This window comes from Mesorhizobium sp. M1142 (assembly GCF_040318565.1).
GTDB lineage: Bacteria > Pseudomonadota > Alphaproteobacteria > Rhizobiales > Rhizobiaceae > Mesorhizobium.
The window spans coordinates 64,882-81,864 of sequence record NZ_JAMYMK010000015.1; the positions used below are offsets into that span (position 1 = coordinate 64,882).

At 63.1% G+C, this 16,983-nt stretch carries 16 protein-coding genes; 7 read left to right on the forward strand and 9 right to left on the reverse strand.

Going from position 1 to position 16,983, the window contains the following annotated elements:
* Positions 1–298: 298 nt before the first annotated feature.
* From NKH42_RS22560 to NKH42_RS22570, 3 genes are all read right to left on the reverse strand, one after another.
* Positions 299–550: a hypothetical protein gene (locus NKH42_RS22560; protein ID WP_352468327.1), complete on the reverse strand. Its 252-nt coding sequence runs from the start codon at positions 548–550 to the stop codon at positions 299–301.
* A 43-nt stretch (positions 551–593) separates the two neighbouring features.
* Positions 594–1,214, reverse strand: a complete 621-nt coding sequence (locus NKH42_RS22565) for a ribonuclease D (protein ID WP_023675237.1) — start codon at positions 1,212–1,214, stop codon at positions 594–596.
* Positions 1,215–1,317: 103 nt separating this feature from the next.
* Entirely contained in the window at positions 1,318–2,703 is a 1,386-nt protein-coding gene (locus NKH42_RS22570; RefSeq protein WP_352506620.1) for a M20/M25/M40 family metallo-hydrolase, read from the reverse strand.
* Positions 2,704–3,145: 442 nt separating this feature from the next.
* Between NKH42_RS22570 and polA the strand changes: the two genes are divergently transcribed.
* Positions 3,146–6,094, forward strand: a complete 2,949-nt coding sequence (gene polA / locus NKH42_RS22575) for a DNA polymerase I (protein WP_352974442.1) — start codon at positions 3,146–3,148, stop codon at positions 6,092–6,094.
* A gap of 110 nt (positions 6,095–6,204) precedes the next feature.
* On the opposite strand, the gene NKH42_RS22580 is transcribed toward polA, so the two are convergent.
* Positions 6,205–6,609: a Fur family transcriptional regulator gene (locus NKH42_RS22580; RefSeq protein ID WP_023721937.1), complete on the reverse strand. Its 405-nt coding sequence runs from the start codon at positions 6,607–6,609 to the stop codon at positions 6,205–6,207.
* 210 nt (positions 6,610–6,819) lie between these two features.
* Between NKH42_RS22580 and NKH42_RS22585 the strand changes: the two genes are divergently transcribed.
* From NKH42_RS22585 to NKH42_RS22595, 3 genes are all read left to right on the forward strand, one after another.
* Positions 6,820–9,021, forward strand: a complete 2,202-nt coding sequence (locus tag NKH42_RS22585; protein ID WP_352506622.1) for a caspase family protein — start codon at positions 6,820–6,822, stop codon at positions 9,019–9,021.
* 102 nt (positions 9,022–9,123) lie between these two features.
* Positions 9,124–9,504 carry a hypothetical protein gene (locus NKH42_RS22590; RefSeq protein ID WP_352506623.1) on the forward strand — a complete coding sequence of 127 codons (381 nt, stop codon included), beginning with the start codon at positions 9,124–9,126 and terminating at the stop codon, positions 9,502–9,504.
* Positions 9,501–10,205, forward strand: a complete 705-nt coding sequence (locus tag NKH42_RS22595; protein ID WP_352506624.1) for a DUF4760 domain-containing protein — start codon at positions 9,501–9,503, stop codon at positions 10,203–10,205. The genes NKH42_RS22590 and NKH42_RS22595 overlap by 4 nt, the downstream gene beginning before the upstream one ends.
* Positions 10,206–10,288: 83 nt before the next feature.
* On the opposite strand, the gene NKH42_RS22600 is transcribed toward NKH42_RS22595, so the two are convergent.
* The gene (locus NKH42_RS22600; RefSeq protein ID WP_352506625.1) at positions 10,289–11,371 is read right to left on the reverse strand and encodes a trypsin-like serine peptidase; all 1,083 of its coding nucleotides are present in this window, start codon (positions 11,369–11,371) and stop codon (positions 10,289–10,291) included.
* 392 nt (positions 11,372–11,763) lie between these two features.
* On the opposite strand from NKH42_RS22600, the gene NKH42_RS22605 reads away from it, so the two are divergent.
* Positions 11,764–12,390, forward strand: a complete 627-nt coding sequence (locus tag NKH42_RS22605) for a S1 family peptidase (protein WP_352506626.1) — start codon at positions 11,764–11,766, stop codon at positions 12,388–12,390.
* Complete coding sequence (locus NKH42_RS22610) at positions 12,360–12,851, forward strand: trypsin-like serine protease (protein ID WP_352506627.1); 492 nt, start codon at positions 12,360–12,362, stop codon at positions 12,849–12,851. The genes NKH42_RS22605 and NKH42_RS22610 overlap by 31 nt, the downstream gene beginning before the upstream one ends.
* A gap of 67 nt (positions 12,852–12,918) precedes the next feature.
* On the opposite strand, the gene NKH42_RS22615 is transcribed toward NKH42_RS22610, so the two are convergent.
* Entirely contained in the window at positions 12,919–13,269 is a 351-nt protein-coding gene (locus NKH42_RS22615) for a hypothetical protein (protein WP_352687935.1), read from the reverse strand.
* A 189-nt stretch (positions 13,270–13,458) separates the two neighbouring features.
* Between NKH42_RS22615 and NKH42_RS22620 the strand changes: the two genes are divergently transcribed.
* Positions 13,459–13,788: a DUF2934 domain-containing protein gene (locus NKH42_RS22620; RefSeq protein WP_352506629.1), complete on the forward strand. Its 330-nt coding sequence runs from the start codon at positions 13,459–13,461 to the stop codon at positions 13,786–13,788.
* A gap of 55 nt (positions 13,789–13,843) precedes the next feature.
* Here the strand turns inward: NKH42_RS22620 and NKH42_RS22625 are convergent, their stop codons facing one another.
* The 3 genes from NKH42_RS22625 to NKH42_RS22635 all read right to left on the reverse strand — a co-directional run bounded on the left by NKH42_RS22625 (position 13,844) and on the right by NKH42_RS22635 (position 16,979).
* Positions 13,844–14,536: a substrate-binding domain-containing protein gene (locus NKH42_RS22625; protein WP_352506630.1), complete on the reverse strand. Its 693-nt coding sequence runs from the start codon at positions 14,534–14,536 to the stop codon at positions 13,844–13,846.
* Positions 14,537–14,653: 117 nt separating this feature from the next.
* Positions 14,654–15,700 carry an L-glyceraldehyde 3-phosphate reductase gene (gene mgrA / locus NKH42_RS22630; RefSeq protein ID WP_352506631.1) on the reverse strand — a complete coding sequence of 349 codons (1,047 nt, stop codon included), beginning with the start codon at positions 15,698–15,700 and terminating at the stop codon, positions 14,654–14,656.
* 130 nt (positions 15,701–15,830) lie between these two features.
* Positions 15,831–16,979: a Gfo/Idh/MocA family protein gene (locus tag NKH42_RS22635; protein WP_352506632.1), complete on the reverse strand. Its 1,149-nt coding sequence runs from the start codon at positions 16,977–16,979 to the stop codon at positions 15,831–15,833.
* Positions 16,980–16,983 lie beyond the last annotated feature (4 nt).

Genomic DNA, 16,983 nt, shown 5'->3' on the forward strand with positions numbered 1-16,983 from the left:
CGCGACAGCGCCAAAGCCGGAAATGAAAAAACCCGCCTCGGCGGGCGGATTGTTGGAGCCAATGAGCACCATAGCGACATTAGTAGCATAGTTGCCGGCACAAAGCAAGAACAAAATACGCGTTGCCGCACAATAGTCGTTCGGTTGCGCTGCCCCTCACCCTTACCCTCTCCTCGTGAAAGACGGTGCGAGGGGAGATCGCCGGCGTTGCGGCCAAGCCCCTTCTCGCCGTTCTCACGGGGAGAAGGTCCCGGCAGGGGTTGAGGGGCAGCGCCGAGTTCGACCGTTGCGACAACCCTCAGTCGTCCGCGTCCGGGTCGTCGGAGGCCGGCCGCCAGCTGATTGGCTCGATCTTCCTTTGCGTATGGCCGTCCGTATAGGCCCACCAGCCGGCATCGCTTTCGTCCCAGTCGCCGCCGGCCGCCTTCAGCCGGTCGAGCGAACGGTATTGCGCGATGCTCTCGTTCATCACGCCGTCGCTGTCCTGCCAGTAGACCGTGATCTTGGAACCGTCCTTGGGTGCCGTCTCGATTGGTTTTCGCGCAGCCATTTCAATTCCTCCCGGCCGACGGCGTTAAAGTGCCAGAAGGCCATTAGCTGTGGGCGAAGATGTCCTCTTCATCCCAGCCCATCAGGTCGAGTTTCGCACGCGTCGGCAGGAAGCGGAAGCAGGCATCGGCCTCCCTGGTCCGGTTGTCGCGTGCCAGACGCGCGCTCAGTACGTCGCGCAGCCGGTGCAGGTAGAGCACGTCGGAGGCGGCATATTCGAGCTGCTCAGGCGACAGCGTCTCGGCTGCCCAGTCGGATGATTGCTGCGCCTTCGACAGGCCGACCCCGAGAAGCTCGAAGCAGATGTCCTTCAACCCGTGCCGGTCGGTGTAGGTGCGCGTCAGCCGCGACGCGATTTTGGTGCAGAACACCGGCTCCGGCATGACGCCGAAGGCGTTGTAGAGCACGGCGAGATCGAAGCGGCCGTAATGAAAAAGCTTGGTGATGCTGCGGTTCTTGAGCAGGCTGACGAGGTTCGGCGCCTTCTTCTGGCCGGGCGCAATCTGGATGACGTCGGCCGAGCCGTCACCCGGCGAGATCTGCACGACGCAGAGCCGGTCGCGATGCGGGTTCAGCCCTAGCGTCTCGGTGTCGATGGCGACCGCCCCGACATCGTAATGCAGCAGGCCGGGCAGATCGTTTTTGTGGAAACGTATGTCGCTCATCGTCTTCTCCGGTCGCGGCCCCGTGCAGCGATGCGCGACGGACCGTGCCCGTCCTTGCCGCGATCCGGCGAAAAATCAACAAAAACTTGAGTCTGGCGCAATTTCAGCGTGTCAGCGCCTCGAGAATGCGCGCCCAGGAGCGCTGGCCCTTGTGGAAGGAGCTCATCTCGTACTTCTCGTTCGGCGAGTGGATGCGGTCGTCGTCGAGGCCGAAACCGACCAGCAGCGATTCCATACCGAGATAGGTCTGGAAATCGCCGACCACCGGGATCGAGCCGCCGCCGCCGGTTATTACCGCCGGCTTCGGCCATTCGTCGGACAGCGCCTGCTTGGCCTTGGCCAGGAAGGGCGAGTCGTAGGAAAGCTGGATTGCCGGCGAGCCGCCATGCGGATGAAATTCGACCGAGCAGTCCGCTGGCACGCGCTGCCTGGCAAATGCCTGGAAGGCGGCGCGGATTTTTTCCGGATCCTGTTTGTGGACCAGGCGGAAGGAGACTTTTGCCGAGGATTGCGCGGCGATCACCGTCTTGAAGCCCTTGCCGGTATAGCCGCCGATAATGCCGTTGAACTCGGCCGTCGGTCGCGCCCAGGTGAGCTCGAGCACCGAGCGGCCCTTTTCGCCGGACGGAATCGACAGGCCAATCGGGCCGAGGAAGGTCTCGGCCGTCTCGCCGAGCGACAGCCACGACTGCAATATCTGCGACGGCGTTTCCTCGACGCCGTCATAAAAACCTGGAATGGTGACGTGACCATCGGCATCGTGGATGTCGGCCAGGATCTTTGCCAGGATGCGGATCGGATTGGCGGCCGCACCGCCATAGAGCCCGGAATGCAGGTCGCGGTCGGCGGCAGTCACCGTGATCTCCTCGCCGACCAGCCCGCGCAGCGAGACGCAGATCGACGGCGTATCGCGGTCCCACATGCCGGTGTCGCAGACGAGCGCGAAATCGGCCTTGAGCTCGTCCGCATTCGCCTCGAGAAACGGCTTCAGCGACGGCGATCCGGACTCCTCCTCGCCCTCGAACAGGATTGTGATTCGGCACGGCAATCCGCCATGCACCTGCTTCCACGCGCGGCAGGCCTCGACGAAGGTCATCAGCTGGCCCTTGTCGTCGGCCGCGCCGCGGCCGGTGATCACCTTGTGGCCGGGCTCGATCTCCTTAACCGCCGGCGCGAACGGGTCGCTTTCCCACAGCTCGATCGGATCGACCGGCTGGACGTCGTAATGGCCATAAAACAGCAGATGCGGCGCGCCCGCCGGCCCATCGTGATGCGCGACCACCATCGGATGCCCCGGCGTGTCGCGCAAGCTGGCGTCGAAGCCGATCAGCTTGAGCTCGGCGACCAGCCATTCGGCGGCCTTGCGGCAGTCGGCGGCGTAGTCCGGATCGGTGGAGATTGACTTGATGGCGAGCAGGCCGAACAGGCGTTCCAGGCTCTGGTCAAAGTTCTTGTCTAGGCGGTCGAGAACAGGGGAAACTGCGGACATCTGGCGGGCCTTTCGATTCTGGCGGCAAATCTAGAGTCCATGCGGCGAAACGGAAAGCCCGCGACCGTTGGGCCACAGCTTCCTGTCCAACGGCAAAAAAATGCCGCCGTGGTGGAGGGGAACCACGGCGGCCTTTACTCGAAACGATGCGGCAGCCCGGAGAGGGGGGATAGGCTGCCGCAAGTGTCCGGGATAGGCGGGGGACGGGCCTTGCTCCGGACTTCGGCGAAAACTGCCGATGCGTTTTATCTGTGTCTGCGAACGTGGCGATTCAAGGGCACAAAAATTACACTTTTGTAACATAGGCGTGAGCGAACAAAGCTGCGGCCAAGCGCCAGGGCCGGCCAAGCTCGCACGCCATTTGTCAGGGTGTTGCCGGAACCCTTGGCGCAAGCCGCCTTTGGCATGGACCGCGGCGCTGCGCCGCGCTATCCCTCGTGGCATGAAAAAAGGCGATCATCTCTTCCTTGTCGACGGCTCCGGCTACATCTTCCGTGCCTATCACGCGCTGCCGCCGCTGTCCCGCAAGTCCGACGGGCTGCCAACCAGTGCCGTGCTCGGCTTCTGCAACATGGTCTGGAAGCTGACGCAGGACGCCCGCAACACCGATGTCGGCATCGTGCCGACGCATTTCGCCGTGATTTTCGACTATTCGTCGAAGACCTTCCGCAACGACCTCTACCCCGAATACAAGGCCAACCGCTCGGCGCCGCCGGAAGATTTGATCCCGCAATTCGGCCTGATCCGCCAGGCGACCAGGGCATTCAACCTGCCATGCCTCGAGACGGAAGGCTACGAGGCCGACGATTTGATCGCCACCTATTGCCGGCTTGCCTGCGAAGCCGGCGCCGACACCACCATCATCTCCTCCGACAAGGACCTGATGCAGCTGGTCGGCCCAACGGTTGCCATGTACGACCCGATGAAGGACCGCCAGATCGGCGTTTCCGAGGTGATCGAGAAATGGGGCGTGCCGCCGGAGAAGATGATCGACCTGCAGGCGCTGACCGGCGATTCGGTCGACAATGTGCCGGGCGTGCCCGGCATCGGGCCGAAGACGGCGGCGCAATTGCTCGAACAGTTCGGCGACCTCGACACGCTGCTCGCCCGCGCCGGCGAGATCAAGCAGGACAAGCGGCGCGAATCGATCATCGCCAATGCCGACAAGGCGCGCATTTCGCGTGACCTGGTGAGGCTGAAGAACGACGTGCCGGTGACCGAAGGGCTTGACGAGTTCGTGTTGCATGCGCCGGACGGCCCCAGGCTGATCGGCTTTCTCAAGACCATGGAATTCTCGACGCTGACCCGCCGCGTGGCCGAAGCGACCGGAACCGACGCGGGCGATGTTCCAGCCACTCCCGTCACCATAGAGCGTGCCGATACCGCGCATGGCCCCGATATGGGTTTTGGCCTGCCCGCGGTCGCCGAGAGCGCGCCGCCGCCGGACGAAGCGGCACTCGAAGCCCCGACCGCAGCCAAGCAAGGCGACACCCCATCCCTGCTTTCGGCGCTTCGCCTGGAGGCTGCCACCGCCCGCAAGATCGACACCAGCGCCTACGCCTGCATCCGCGACGCCGCGACGCTGAAGGTCTGGATCGCCGAGGCGATGGAGAGAGGCATCGTCGCCTTCGACGTTAAGGCCTCCTCGCCCGATCCGATGCGGGCCGAACTGATCGGCCTTGCCATGGCCGTCGCGCCTGGCCATGCCGCTTATGTGCCGCTTGCCCATAAGAACGGCAATGGCGACCTGCTCGGCGGCGGCGCGGTCGAAAACCAGATCCCGGTCCGCGACGCGCTGGCGTTGCTCAAGCCGCTGCTCGAGGACAAGTCCGTCCTCAAGATCGTGCAGGACATGAAATACCGCCTTGTCGTGATGAGCCGTCACGGCATCGAGGTCGGCCCTTATGACGACACCATGCTGATCTCCTACGTGCTCGAGGCCGGCACCCACGGTGGCCACGGCCTGGAGGCGCTGGCCGATAAATGGCTCGGCCACGCGACCATTCCGCTGAAGGAACTGGCCGGCTCGGGAAGAAGCTTCGTCGGCCTCGATCAGGCCGACCTCGACAAGGCGACGGCTTACGGCGCCGAGCACGCCGACGTCGCGCTCAGGCTCTGGCAGGTGCTGAAGCCACGGCTTGCCGCCAAGGGCCTGGTCTCGGTCTATGAACGGCTGGAACGGCCGCTGGTGCCGGTCTTGGCGCGGATGGAACAGCGCGGCATCTCCGTCGACCGGCAGATCCTGTCGCGGCTCTCCGGCGAACTGGCACAGGGTGCCGCACGGCTTGAGGACGAAATCTACCAGCTGGTCGGCGAACGCATCAACATCGGCTCGCCAAAACAGCTCGGCGACATCCTGTTCGGCAGGATGGGCCTGCCCGGCGGTTCCAAAACCAAGACCGGCCAGTGGTCGACCTCGGCGCAGCTTCTCGAAGACCTCGCCGCCGAAGGCCATGAATTGCCGCGCAAGATCGTCGACTGGCGCCAGCTGACCAAGCTGAAATCGACCTATACCGACGCGCTGCCCGGCTTCATCCATCCCGACACCAAGCGCGTCCACACCTCCTACGCGCTTGCCGCGACGACGACCGGGCGGCTTTCGTCCTCGGATCCCAATCTGCAGAACATTCCGGTGCGCACCGTCGAGGGTCGAAAGATCAGGACGGCTTTCATTGCCGACAAGGGCAACAAGCTGGTTTCCGCCGACTACAGCCAGATCGAGCTGCGCGTGCTCGCCCACGTCGCCGAAATCCCGCAGCTCAAGCAGGCCTTCGCCGACGGCGCCGACATCCACGCCATCACCGCGTCTGAAATGTTCAACGTGCCGGTCGAGGGCATGCCTTCGGAAGTGCGCCGCCGTGCCAAGGCGATCAATTTCGGCATCATCTACGGCATTTCCGCTTTTGGCCTCGCCAACCAGCTGTCGATCGCGCGCGAGGAAGCCGGCGACTACATCAAGAAATATTTCGAGCGTTTCCCCGGCATCCGCGACTATATCGATGCGACCAAGGCCTATGCCCGCGAGCACGGCTATGTCGAAACCATTTTCGGCCGCCGCATCCACTATCCGGAAATCAGATCGTCAAATCCTTCGGTCCGTGCCTTCAACGAGCGCGCCTCGATCAACGCCCGCCTGCAGGGCACCGCCGCCGACATCATCCGCCGCGCCATGATCCGCATGGACGATGCCCTGGAAAAAGCCAAGCTTTCCGCCCGCATGCTGCTGCAGGTGCATGACGAGCTGGTCTTCGAGACCGTCGAAGCCGAGGTCGAGGCGACGATCCCGGTCGTCTGCCACGTCATGGAGAACGCCGCCATGCCGGCGGTGTCGATGTCGGTGCCGCTGCACGTCGACGCCCGCGCCGCCGACAACTGGGAAGAGGCGCATTAGCGTGCGGACGTCCGCGGCCGACCAATTGTAATCTGTAGCGATCTTTCGCGCCCCCTCTGTCCTGCCGACATCAAAAGGTCGCCACCGCTATGTTGCGGCCTAACCGGCCTTCAAGCCGCTTCAGCCAAACACTTCGCACAAGTCCCACGAAACTCGATCACCGCCTTCTTGGCGGCGAAGCCGGTCGAGCGCACCCATTCGTCGAGCCGGTGGCCGACATCGTGGTCGGAGAACTCGGTCACCTGGCCGCAGCTGTCGCAGATGGCAAACGCCGTCATCGAATGGCTGTGGTCGTGCGGCTCGGCACAGGCGACGAAGGAATTGAGGCTTTCGAGCCTGTGCACGAAGCCGGACTTCACCAGCGTGTCGAGCGCCCGATAGACCTGCAGCGGCGCGCGAAAACCGCGCTCGCGCAATTGGTCGAGCAACGTATAGGCGCTGAGCGGCCCGCTGGCGGCCTCGAGTTTCTCGAGAACGCAAAGCTGGTTCTTCGTCAGTACATCCCTTGCCGCCATGATCCCGTTCCAAGCCGCTTCCGTGCCGATCGCTGCCATTAGGCATGCAATCCGGCCTCTTCCACTGAGATAGCGACGAACTGCCTTTTTTGCTACTGTTTGTATTCGCAGCCGATGGTCGGCTGGCCGGCGACGCCCATATTCAAAATACTGACATCCTCGGCCAGGCTGGCCGTGCTTGAAGATTCGATCGGGCTTGGGGAAGCAATCATGATCAAGGTGACGCGGCGGACGCTGCTTGCCGGCACGTCCGCGCTGGCCGCTGCCGGCCTGGTGCCGTTTCGGGCATTCGCAGCGGCGCGCACCTACCATGCGCTGCTTGTTGCCTGCACCGATTATCCGAACCTGCCGAAGAAGAACTGGCTGATCGGACCGAAGAACGATGCCGGCCTGGTGCGCGATTACCTCCTGAAGTACACGCCCGCGCCGGTGAAGTTTTCAGCCGAAAACGTCGCGCTGCTCGCCAAGGATGTCGAAGGCGCCAACGGACCGCCGACACATGCGGCGATCAAGGCAGCACTCGCCGACCTTGCCGCCAGGGTCCAGCGTGACGATTTCGTCTACCTGCATTTGTCCGGTCACGGCGCGCAGCAGCCGGCGGCGAACAAGGGCGACGAGACGGACGGCCTCGACGAGATTTTCTTGCCGTCCGACATCGACAAATGGGTCAACCGCGAAACGGGCGTGCCCAATGCGCTGGTCGACAACGAGATCGGCACCGCGCTCGACGCTATCCGCGACAAGGGCGCCTTTATCTGGGCCGTATTCGACTGCTGCCATTCCGGCACTGCGACGCGCGCCGCCGAGGTCGACGACGAGCTGGAACGCAAGGTCGAGTTCGCCGATCTGGTCGGCGGCGACGACGCTGCCAGGGCGGCTGCGGTGAAAGCCTATGACGAGATTGCGTCGGCCGCGCCGCGCGGCTTTGACGAGGACGGGCAGCGCAAGCCGGCCTTCAAGCTGACGCCGACCGGCGCCGAGCCGACCACCAAAGGCAAATTGGTCGCCTTCTACGCGGCGCAGACGGTGGAGACGACGCCCGAGATGCCGCTGCCCAAGGGCACGGCCGATGCGCCTCGATTCGGGCTGTTCACCTTCACCATCCTGTCGAAACTGGCCGAGAATCCCAACATCACCTACCGCCAGCTCGGCCAGGCCGTGCTGCAGCAATATTCGGCGGACGGCCGCACCCGGCCGACGCCGCTGTTCGAAGGGGAACTCGACGCCCGCGTCTTCGGCACCGACAAGACAGACGCGGTCATGCAATGGCCGATCGTCATCGAGAACGACAAAGCCACGATCGGCGCCGGACTGCTGCATCGCCTCACCCCAGGCAGCAGGCTCGCAATATTGCCCTCGGCGCTGTCGCCGCTGTCGAACGCGCTTGGCTATCTCCAGGTGCAGTCGGCGAAAAACCTGGAAAGCCGGGTCAAGCCGGTCGAGTTCGGCGGCAAGCCGGCGATCAAGCTGGCCGACATCCCCGCCAATGCCTATGCCCGGCTCGCCGAGCTCGCCGTCGACTACAAGCTCGTGATTGCGCGGCCGGCGGCGACCAAAGGCCTCGAGAAAGAGGCCGCGCTGGCGAACTCGGTTCTCGACGATCTGGCGGCCAGGGAGAACTCAGGGTTCCACATCGCGCTGGTCGAGCCGGGCAAGAGCGCAGATCTGCGTCTCGCCGTGCTGCGCGAGAACGCCATTGCCGGCGCCGCCGAAGATGCCACCGACGCGCCGGCGCTGTGGTTCCTGCCGGCTTCGGGCGACATGACGCTCAAGGAGGGCAGCAAGCCGCCGATGATCGTCATTCATCCGGACGACCGCGAAAAGTTGGTCGATGCAGCGGCCAAGAACCTGACGAAAATCTTCCGCGCCATCGGCCTGTCGAGGCTGGCCGCCGCTTCCGATTATCGGCCGGAAGAGGTCAGCGTCGAGTTCCGGATCAAGCGTTTTGATAGCGACACGCTGCAGCCGATCGAACCGTCGACGGTGCCGCGTGTTTCGCCCGACGATCAGGTCCACGTGCTGGCCAGGAACGGTTCGACCGATCTGGTCGACATCAACGTGCTCTATGTCGGCTCCGACTATTCCATCCAGCATTTTCTTGCCGAGCGCCTGACCGAAGGCGCCGTGCTCGAGGAAGGCCTGTTCAAATTCACCGACACCAGCTTCGGCATGGAGCGGATGATCGCCGTCTTGACCGAAGCACCGCCGCAGAGCGAGAAGCAGGATCTGAGTTTCCTGGCGCAAGAGGGCGTTGTCTCTGTAACGCGCGGACTTGGACAACCAAACTTCTCCGATATGCTGGCCGATATCGGCAGGGCGCCGGCGACGCGTTCGGCCATGCGGCTCACCGACGACAAGGGGTCGAAGGGCGCCGTGATGATCTTCCCGATGGAGACGGTGCCGCGCGCCTGAGGCGGGGTCAGGTGCCCGGCCGGGCCTCTTGCCTAATCGGCTGATAATGAACATTCTTCGACCGCTGCTGTCGGCGGCCGAACGGAACGGATGAGGGCGTTCGTGAACAGGATCGTATTTTCGTGGCGCGCAACAACCGCCGGTCTTGTCGCCGGGCTGCTGCTGGCCGCCAATGCTTCGGCGGACGAGGCTTGCGGCCTTTGCGCTAAGGAGGTCGTCATCAATTCCGAACTGGCGAGCTGCTTTCTCGACCAGTACGACCAGATCGCCAAAACCGGCAACGCCGCCGTCATCGTCGATCTCAGCAGCTGCACCTCACGCGGCGTGGTCGAACCATTGCCGTCGCCGGGCAAGGCGCAGGTGGCGCCTGACGTGCAGTTCATCGTTTCGCGGGCGCAGCTGGATTGCCTGAAGAAGAAGCTGGAGACGCCGGGCATCGTGCTCGACCCGTCCGCCACCATAGACCTGGACAGCTGCGGATGACGAAAGCGGGGGGCAACGCAACGCAGCAGGCAGTGACGGCGCCGGTGCCGCAAAAGAAGCCGGTGTCGCTGCCGGAAACCGTCGAAGGCCTGCCGTGGGTGAGCAATCACGAGGTCAAGAAGGAGGCGAACCCATTCACCGATCGCGACTGGCGCATGCTCGTCTATGCCTGGTCCGGATTGCTGGTGCGCCTGGCGATCATCTTCACCCTGATCTTTTCGGTCTACCAGTTCCTGGCGAACCAGGAGCAGAAGCGCGTCGAGCAAACGATGTCGCTGGTCGAGCTCTGGGAAAGCAAGGATTACCAGCAGGCGCAACGGGCCCTCAAGCAACGCCTGGCGGCGCTCAACGCCAAATACGGCAATCTGCTCAGTGCCAATCCGACGCCGACCGAGGAACAGGTGTTCAGACAACGCATCGGCATCGAAGCGATGAGCGCAACCGGCGGCGACATGCCGCTTGCCGAGTTCAGCGACAATTTCGACCGCATCGTCTATTTCCTCAACCGCCTTTCCTCCTGCGTCGAAGGCGGGCTGTGCTCGCGTGAGGTCGCCGACTCCTATTTCCGCGACTATGCCGCTTCCTTCTGGAGCTATTTTGCCGGCTATATCGACAAGGAGCGCAAGGCCGGTTCACCGACTTTCGCCCAGCCGATCGAGAACTATGTCCGCCAGGCGCCACCCTCGGCCCAGTCCAGATAATCCCGAAAAATGCGAAGCCGGCGACGGAAATGCTCCGCCGCCGGCTAGTTCTCCGCGATGATCGCGGCGGGAACTCTGCAGGCCTATTTGTACAGGCTGTTGATCCACTGGACGTTGATGGCGTTCAGACGCACGGCGGTGTTGGCATCCGGGCTCTCGGCCACGTTCACGCCGGTGATGACGCGCTGCTTTGAGCCATTGTCATAAGCGTAGACCGAGCTGCCGCTCGATCCCGGATAAGTGTCGCAGTCGTACTGGAAATACTCGGTGGCGATGTGTTCGGCGAGCACTTCGCAGGTCGCCTTCCACATCGTGCCCATCGGCTTGTCGCCGGGATAGCCGACGATGTTGGCGGTGAAGTCGCCGAGATCCACATAATCGGCATAGCCCAGCCAGCCGAGGTTGGTGCCGACATCCTGCTTCAAGGTGACGATGCCGAGATCCCATGGCACGACCGAGCCGTAAAAGCCCTGATAATTGTCGATGAAGCCCTGGACGATATAGGCGCTTTCATAGGTGAAGGCGCCGAACGGTGCGTCGTCGGCAGTCTTGCCGTTGAGAGCCGGCACGAACAGGATATCGTCCAGCCAGGCCTTGTCTTCGTGGCTGTAGAGGCAGTGCGCCGCGGTGAGCACCGTGCGCGGGCCGATCAGCGTCGCCGAGCAGCTGCCATAGCTGCCGCTCTTCGATTTGCCTTCGAGGTAGCCGATCGCGGTGAACGGGTAGGTTTTGGTATTCTTGATCTGCTCCCGGTCGTCCGTCCCGAACACCTGGCGGCCGGCCTCTTCGCCTCCGCTCAGCCCGGAATTCTGGGACTTCTGTCCCTCGGCGGGCGCGTTCATTTCCTTGATGACAAGGTCCTTCAGCGTCTCGTTCGGATCGATCTTGATGTCCTTGCCATCGGCGGAGCGGCCGACGATGCCATAGGATTTGACGGCCGTTGCTTCGTCGGTGAGCGGCGCGGCGCGGTTGGCCTCGTCCTCGGTCAGTTTCGGCGGGGCGATCGGTTTCGCCCGGCCAGGCTTGTAATCGCCCGATGTCACGTCACGCATGCTTTCGCCGTTGCCGGCGTTGGCGGAACCTGGCTCGGCAGCCAAGGCAGGAACCGCCCACATTGCGGTGGAAAGCAACGCGGACGCAATAATGCACTGTGTCAGTTTTGTCATGGTGAGACTCTCCCAAAAGTCAGCAAGGACTGGATCAAGATATAGAAATATTGTCGAGATCGTGGTGGCGCCGAAAAATGAATTTGGTTGCCGGCGCCTTTACCGGGCCATTATTCAGTGCAGCCAGTTTAGGTCCCCGCCAAAAATGCCCGCAACGGTATACTGCCTAAAATAATCCAACATTGGCAACGACAAATTGCTTCCACATAGCCCGTGGGGGATTATAGATTTGGGCGGGTTTGGCTCGACACCACGATTTAGCAAAAGTGGTACTCGGTTTTTTGACGGATCACGCTCCACATCGGCGCATGATCGGCTCACCGGCCGGTTCCCCTTTCAGTGGATCACGCGTCGAGGCTGATCTGTCGGAACATCGTCTCAGGGGGTTCGAGGTGAAGATCATCCATAGGTTCAGACCGATTGCTGCAGCCTCGCTGCTTGCCATCGCGGCGGCCTTGCCGGTCGTCAATTCCGTTCATGCCACGGACGCGGCCGCCCGGCCGGAGGCGGCGATCTCGCCGATGAAACGCGTGGCCGAGGCCAGGGCAAAAGCCAAGGCGGAGAACCCCGACGGCACCGATCGCGTCTACGGCGGCAAAGAGGCCGAGAAGGGCGCCTATCCGTTCCAGGTGGCGTTGCTGACCACCGGCAAACTGGACGAAAGTCCGGCCTCGCAGGCGAATGCGCAGTTCTGCGGCGGCAGCCTGATCGCGCCGCAATGGGTGCTGACGGCGGCGCACTGCCTCAACGACGACGGCGAGCCGATTTCGCCTGATGTGGTCACCGTGCTCACCGGCGCCACCGATCTCAGCGAGGGCAAGCGCTACAAGGCGGTAGAGATCATCGTCAACGAGGGCTACAGCGAGCAGACGCTGGACAACGATCTCGGCCTGATCCGGCTGGCCGAGCCGGCCGATGCCCCGACCATCAAGATTGCCCGTGAGCCGACCCCCGACGCCGGCAAGACCACGGTCACCGGCGGGGCAAGATGCAGGACGGAACATTTCCCACCGCGCTGATGGTTGCCGACTTGGACCTCCAGCCGAACGCAACCTGCAACAACGGCATCAGGGCGATTTATGCGCGTGATTTGAAGGCTGCCCTCGGCGAGCTCGCCCGCCGCATGCGTTACTCGGAAAGGGGCATCGAGGCGGCCGCCAATGCAATTGCTGCTGATATGGCCGATCCGCTGACCGGCAACATGATCTGCGCCGGCACCGTCAGCGGCGAGCGCGACGCCTGCAATGGCGACAGCGGCGGACCGCTGTTCATGACCGGCGCCGATGGTCCGGTGCAGGTTGGCGTCGTCAGCTGGGGCGAAGGTCCGGCCGACGGCAGCACCGCCTGCGGCCACAAGAACGCCTACGGCATCTACACGCGGCTGGCGAATTACACCGGCTGGATCGAGGAGAAGATGAAGACGGCAGCGCCTGCAGCGCCCAAAGCCCTCGGCACGGCGCAGAAGCCCGCCACGCCCTGACCGGTGTCATTTGCTGAATGACGGCGGGAGCAATCCCGCCGTTTCTGCCCGGAACCTTAGGTTGGGACTAGAACCAGCGATCGCGGCGCTGGTCTGTGGCGGCCAAGGCGAGGCCCAGTAGCGCCCCTACGGCCGCTCCGAGTATGAATGCGGACGATACCGTGCCGGGATTCTCCTGGACGACCCCGGAAACCGTCTGCGCCCTGTTGCGCAGGGCTTGTGCCGTCCGCGAGGCGCGCTCGGCAGCGCTGTCATACCAGTCGCCGGCGTCTTCGATCGCCTCTTCCGCGCGTTCGGCCAAGGTCCGATTGATCTTGCTTATCTCGCGCTTCAGCTGCGCGACCTGCTTTTCCAGGGCTTCCTGAGCTTCACGTTGAGTCATCTTCGGTGTTGCGGATTCGTTCGGTTCGTCGGCCATGGTAATCTCCTTTGCTCAGGTTCGGCTCAACGGCCGGCCCGCTATCTAGGTTCCTCCGCAAAACGCATCTGTCCGGTGTTTGTTCGATGAGAGACCGGGTTTTGTCCGGCAGTGTGCGAAATCGGCCTGAACATAGGATCGTTCCGGCGCTCCCCGCGTTGGTGAAAACGCCACAAGGGAGGAACCGTCATGGACAACGATCGGCATGAAAAGATTCGGCAGCGAGCCTATGAAATCTGGATGCGCGAGGGCCGCCCGGATGGCGCGCATGAGCGTCATTGGCAGCAGGCGAAGCAAGAGCTTGGCTACGATGAGACGACGACCGGCCAGGCTGATGATGACGCGGCCGAGCACGGTCCCACTGGAACGATCGCCAGTTCCGACGTTCTGACGGTCGAGGCACTGGCGATGCGCACCGGGATAACCGGTGATCAGGCGCAAGAGCTGATCGACAGGCTTGGCAACGACAGGGCGACGCTCGAGCAAGCCGCGCGGAACATCAAGGCAGCCGAAAATTAGAGCCTGTTTGAGGAGAAATCCCCAACGTGCCTCTGGCGTGATTCATCGCACGCTCTTAGCGGCGCTCGACACCCTTTGCCGCCAGCATGTCGTCAACGGCTGCCGACATCAGAAATTCCGACAGCCGCTCGGCAGCTTCTGCGTTCGTTGAACCGGCACTGATGCCAATGGCGAAGTCGACGTAACTTTGGAGTTCTGCCGGAAACCGACCGACAAGCACGACCTCGGGAGCGGCCGCGAAAATCGAAGTCACGGGAACGACCCCCAACTCGGCTTCCCCACGGCCCACGGCTTGCGCTGTCTGTCCTCCTGGTATGGCTACCAGCTTGGGCTTCACCTCATCCGCTATCCCCAAACGTTCCAGCAAACCGGAGAAGTAGCCACCGCTGGTTCCTTCACTGGCGTAGGCGATCGATCTGGCGCTCTTCAACGCCTGTTCGAATGCTTCCACGGACCCGATATCGAGCGGTCGACTGCCTGCCTTGGCTGCCACCCCCATTGCTATCCGGCCAAACGCCACCTGGCTCCCCGCCTTGACCTTTCCCGAGGCAGTCAGATCCTGAACCAGGTCCGGATTGGTGATGACGAGGTCAAAAGCTTCCCCAGCTTCAATCTGCTTCTTTACTGTCGGATTGAGCTCCCACCTGACCGCAACCGTGAATCCTGTGGCCGTTTCGAACTGGGGTATGAGGGATAGGATGGCGGGGCGGACCGCAATAGCGCCAAAAAGCCGGGTTTCCTGATTCATCGCCTAACCCCGAATCGGGCGAAACGACCTTCTTGCAATACCCATCCAGCTGCCCGGCCATTCCATGCTCAGCGTCCCGGAAGCCGTCGCCCTTCGGCCACCGGATACCGTCGTCGCCTACTTCCTCGGCGGCCCCTTGCGCTCGGCCGATGCCGCCCAGAGGTTGATGTCGGACTCGCGGGCAAAGGTGTCGATCTCGGCGAGCTCGGCATCGCTGAAGTCGAGCGCCTTCAGCGCCCCGACGCAATCCTCGACCTGTTCCGGCCGGCTGGCGCCGATCAGCGCCGATGTGACCCTGCCCCTGCGCAGCACCCAGGCCAGCGCCATCTGCGCCAGCGTCTGGCCGCGGCGGCGGGCGATGACGTTCAGCGCCTCGATATTGGCGATCGATTTGTCGTTGATGAATGCCGGGCGCAGCGACTTGCCCTGGCTGGCGCGGCTGCCATCGGGGATGCCGCCGAGATATTTGTCGGTCAGCATGCCTTGCGCCAGCGGCGAGAACACGATCGAGCCGACGCCAAGCCCCTCCAGCGTATCGAGCAGGCCATCATCCTCGACCCAGCGGTTGAGCATCGAATAGCTCGGCTGATGGATCACGCAAGGCGTGCCGAGCTGCTTCAAAATGTCGGCGGCCTCGCGGGTGCGCTGCGAATTATAGGAGGAAATGCCGGCATAGAGCGCTTTGCCCGAGCGCACCGCGTGATCGAGTGCGCCCATCGTCTCTTCCAGCGGCGTGTCGGGGTCGAAGCGGTGCGAATAGAAGATGTCGACATAGTCGAGTCCCATCCGCTTCAGGCTCTGATCGAGGCTGGCCAGCACATACTTGCGGCCGCCCCATTCGCCATAAGGTCCTGCCCACATTTCGTAGCCGGCCTTGGTCGAGATGATCAGCTCGTCGCGATAACCGGCAAAGTCCGTCCGCAGGATCTCGCCGAACGCCCGCTCCGCCGAGCCGGGCGGCGGGCCGTAATTGTTGGCGAGATCGAAATGCGTGATGCCCAGATCGAAGGCCCTGCGCGTGATCGCCTGCTTGGTTCTATGCGGCGTGTCGTCGCCGAAATTGTGCCACAGCCCAAGCGAGATCGCCGGCAGCTTCAGGCCGGACCGCCCGCAGCGATTGTAGACCATCTTTTCGTAGCGGTTTTCGGCGGGAACATAGGGCATGGGAAATCCTCATATCGAAACGAGCCGACAGCTGCCGCCGCGATGACGGGCAAGTCGAGGCCGGCCCACCCTTAGCCTCTCCCCGCGCAAACGGGGAGAGGCTTTTTGCGGTGCTTGGGAGGTGCGCCGCCTACTTGGTTTTCTTCTTCGCCAGCAGCTCCTTCGCCGCCTTGACGCCGAGTGCCGCGGGCCGCTCGCAGCTGGTCTGCATGGCGACGAACTTTCCGGTTTCGCCCGAACGCAACAGGCCGGTCATGACGTCGACGGCATGCAGCGCCAGTTCCATCGAGCAGCGGTGCGGCCGGCCTTCTCTGATCGCGATCGCCATGTCGGCCAAACCGGCGGTGCGGTAGTTGGCCATCATGCCTTGCGAATGCATCTCGTTGGGCACGCCGAACGGATGCGGCCATTTCGGCAGCTTCTTCACCGGCTTGGCGGCTTCGGTGTAGCGCACCTCGCCGCCGAAGAAGTTCGGATCCGGCACGAACACCGTGCCCGCCTCGCCATAGAGCTCCATCGGAGCGTGGCCGTGGCTCCAGACATCCCAGCTGGTGTTGAGCGTCACAACGGCGCCGTTCTCGAATTCCAGCACGCCATGGATCGTCGTTGGCGTGGAGACCGGTATCTTTTCGCCGGCGCGCGGCTTCGAGCTGATGATGCGTTCCGTCATCGGGATCGAAGCGAAGGCAGCGACCCGCTTCACCGGCCCGATCAGCTGGATCAGGTTGGTGATGTAATAGGGTCCGATATCGAGCACCGGCCCGGCGCCCGGCTGGAAGAAGAAGTCCGGATTGGGGTGCCAATGCTCCATGCCATGGCTCATCACATGACAGGTGCCGCTGGTGACCTTGCCGAGCCTGCCGGTGTCGATCAGGTCGCGGACAAGCTGGTGCGCGCCGCCAAGGAAGGTGTCGGGGGCAGAGCCGATGCGCAGCCCCTTGTTTTCCGCCCGTTTCTTCAGGTCGAGCCCTTCCTTGACCGACAGCACGAAGGGCTTCTCCGAATAGACGTGCTTGCCGGCGTCGAGGATCTGCTTCGACACCTCGTAATGCACCGCCGGAATGGTCAGGTTGACGATGATGTCGATATCGTCGGCCTTGAGCAGCCCCTCAACGGTCTCGGCGCGCAGCTTGAACTCCTTTGCCCGCGCTTTCGCCGCTTCCATGTTGATGTCGGCGCAGGCGCGCATCTCGATGCCGCGAAACAGCGGCGCCAGCGAGAAATACGCCTTCGAGATGTTGCCGCAGCCAATCACGCCGATGCCAAGTTTTGTTGCCATGCTG

What these genes read in the sequence shown, in the direction of transcription:
- NKH42_RS22585 (WP_352506622.1), top strand. Translation starts at nt 6,820, where the DNA reads ATGATCAAGGTGACGCGGCGGACGCTGCTTGCCGGCACGTCCGCGCTG.
- mgrA (WP_352506631.1), bottom strand. Translation starts at nt 15,700, where the DNA reads ATGCCCTATGTTCCCGCCGAAAACCGCTACGAAAAGATGGTCTACAAT.
- NKH42_RS22620 (WP_352506629.1), top strand. Translation starts at nt 13,459, where the DNA reads ATGGACAACGATCGGCATGAAAAGATTCGGCAGCGAGCCTATGAAATC.
- NKH42_RS22615 (WP_352687935.1), bottom strand. Translation starts at nt 13,269, where the DNA reads ATGGCCGACGAACCGAACGAATCCGCAACACCGAAGATGACTCAACGT.
- NKH42_RS22565 (WP_023675237.1), bottom strand. Translation starts at nt 1,214, where the DNA reads ATGAGCGACATACGTTTCCACAAAAACGATCTGCCCGGCCTGCTGCAT.
- NKH42_RS22625 (WP_352506630.1), bottom strand. Translation starts at nt 14,536, where the DNA reads ATGAATCAGGAAACCCGGCTTTTTGGCGCTATTGCGGTCCGCCCCGCC.
- polA (WP_352974442.1), top strand. Translation starts at nt 3,146, where the DNA reads ATGAAAAAAGGCGATCATCTCTTCCTTGTCGACGGCTCCGGCTACATC.
- NKH42_RS22580 (WP_023721937.1), bottom strand. Translation starts at nt 6,609, where the DNA reads ATGGCGGCAAGGGATGTACTGACGAAGAACCAGCTTTGCGTTCTCGAG.
- NKH42_RS22570 (WP_352506620.1), bottom strand. Translation starts at nt 2,703, where the DNA reads ATGTCCGCAGTTTCCCCTGTTCTCGACCGCCTAGACAAGAACTTTGAC.
- NKH42_RS22600 (WP_352506625.1), bottom strand. Translation starts at nt 11,371, where the DNA reads ATGACAAAACTGACACAGTGCATTATTGCGTCCGCGTTGCTTTCCACC.
- NKH42_RS22635 (WP_352506632.1), bottom strand. Translation starts at nt 16,979, where the DNA reads ATGGCAACAAAACTTGGCATCGGCGTGATTGGCTGCGGCAACATCTCG.
- NKH42_RS22595 (WP_352506624.1), top strand. Translation starts at nt 9,501, where the DNA reads ATGACGAAAGCGGGGGGCAACGCAACGCAGCAGGCAGTGACGGCGCCG.
- NKH42_RS22560 (WP_352468327.1), bottom strand. Translation starts at nt 550, where the DNA reads ATGGCTGCGCGAAAACCAATCGAGACGGCACCCAAGGACGGTTCCAAG.
- NKH42_RS22610 (WP_352506627.1), top strand. Translation starts at nt 12,360, where the DNA reads ATGCAGGACGGAACATTTCCCACCGCGCTGATGGTTGCCGACTTGGAC.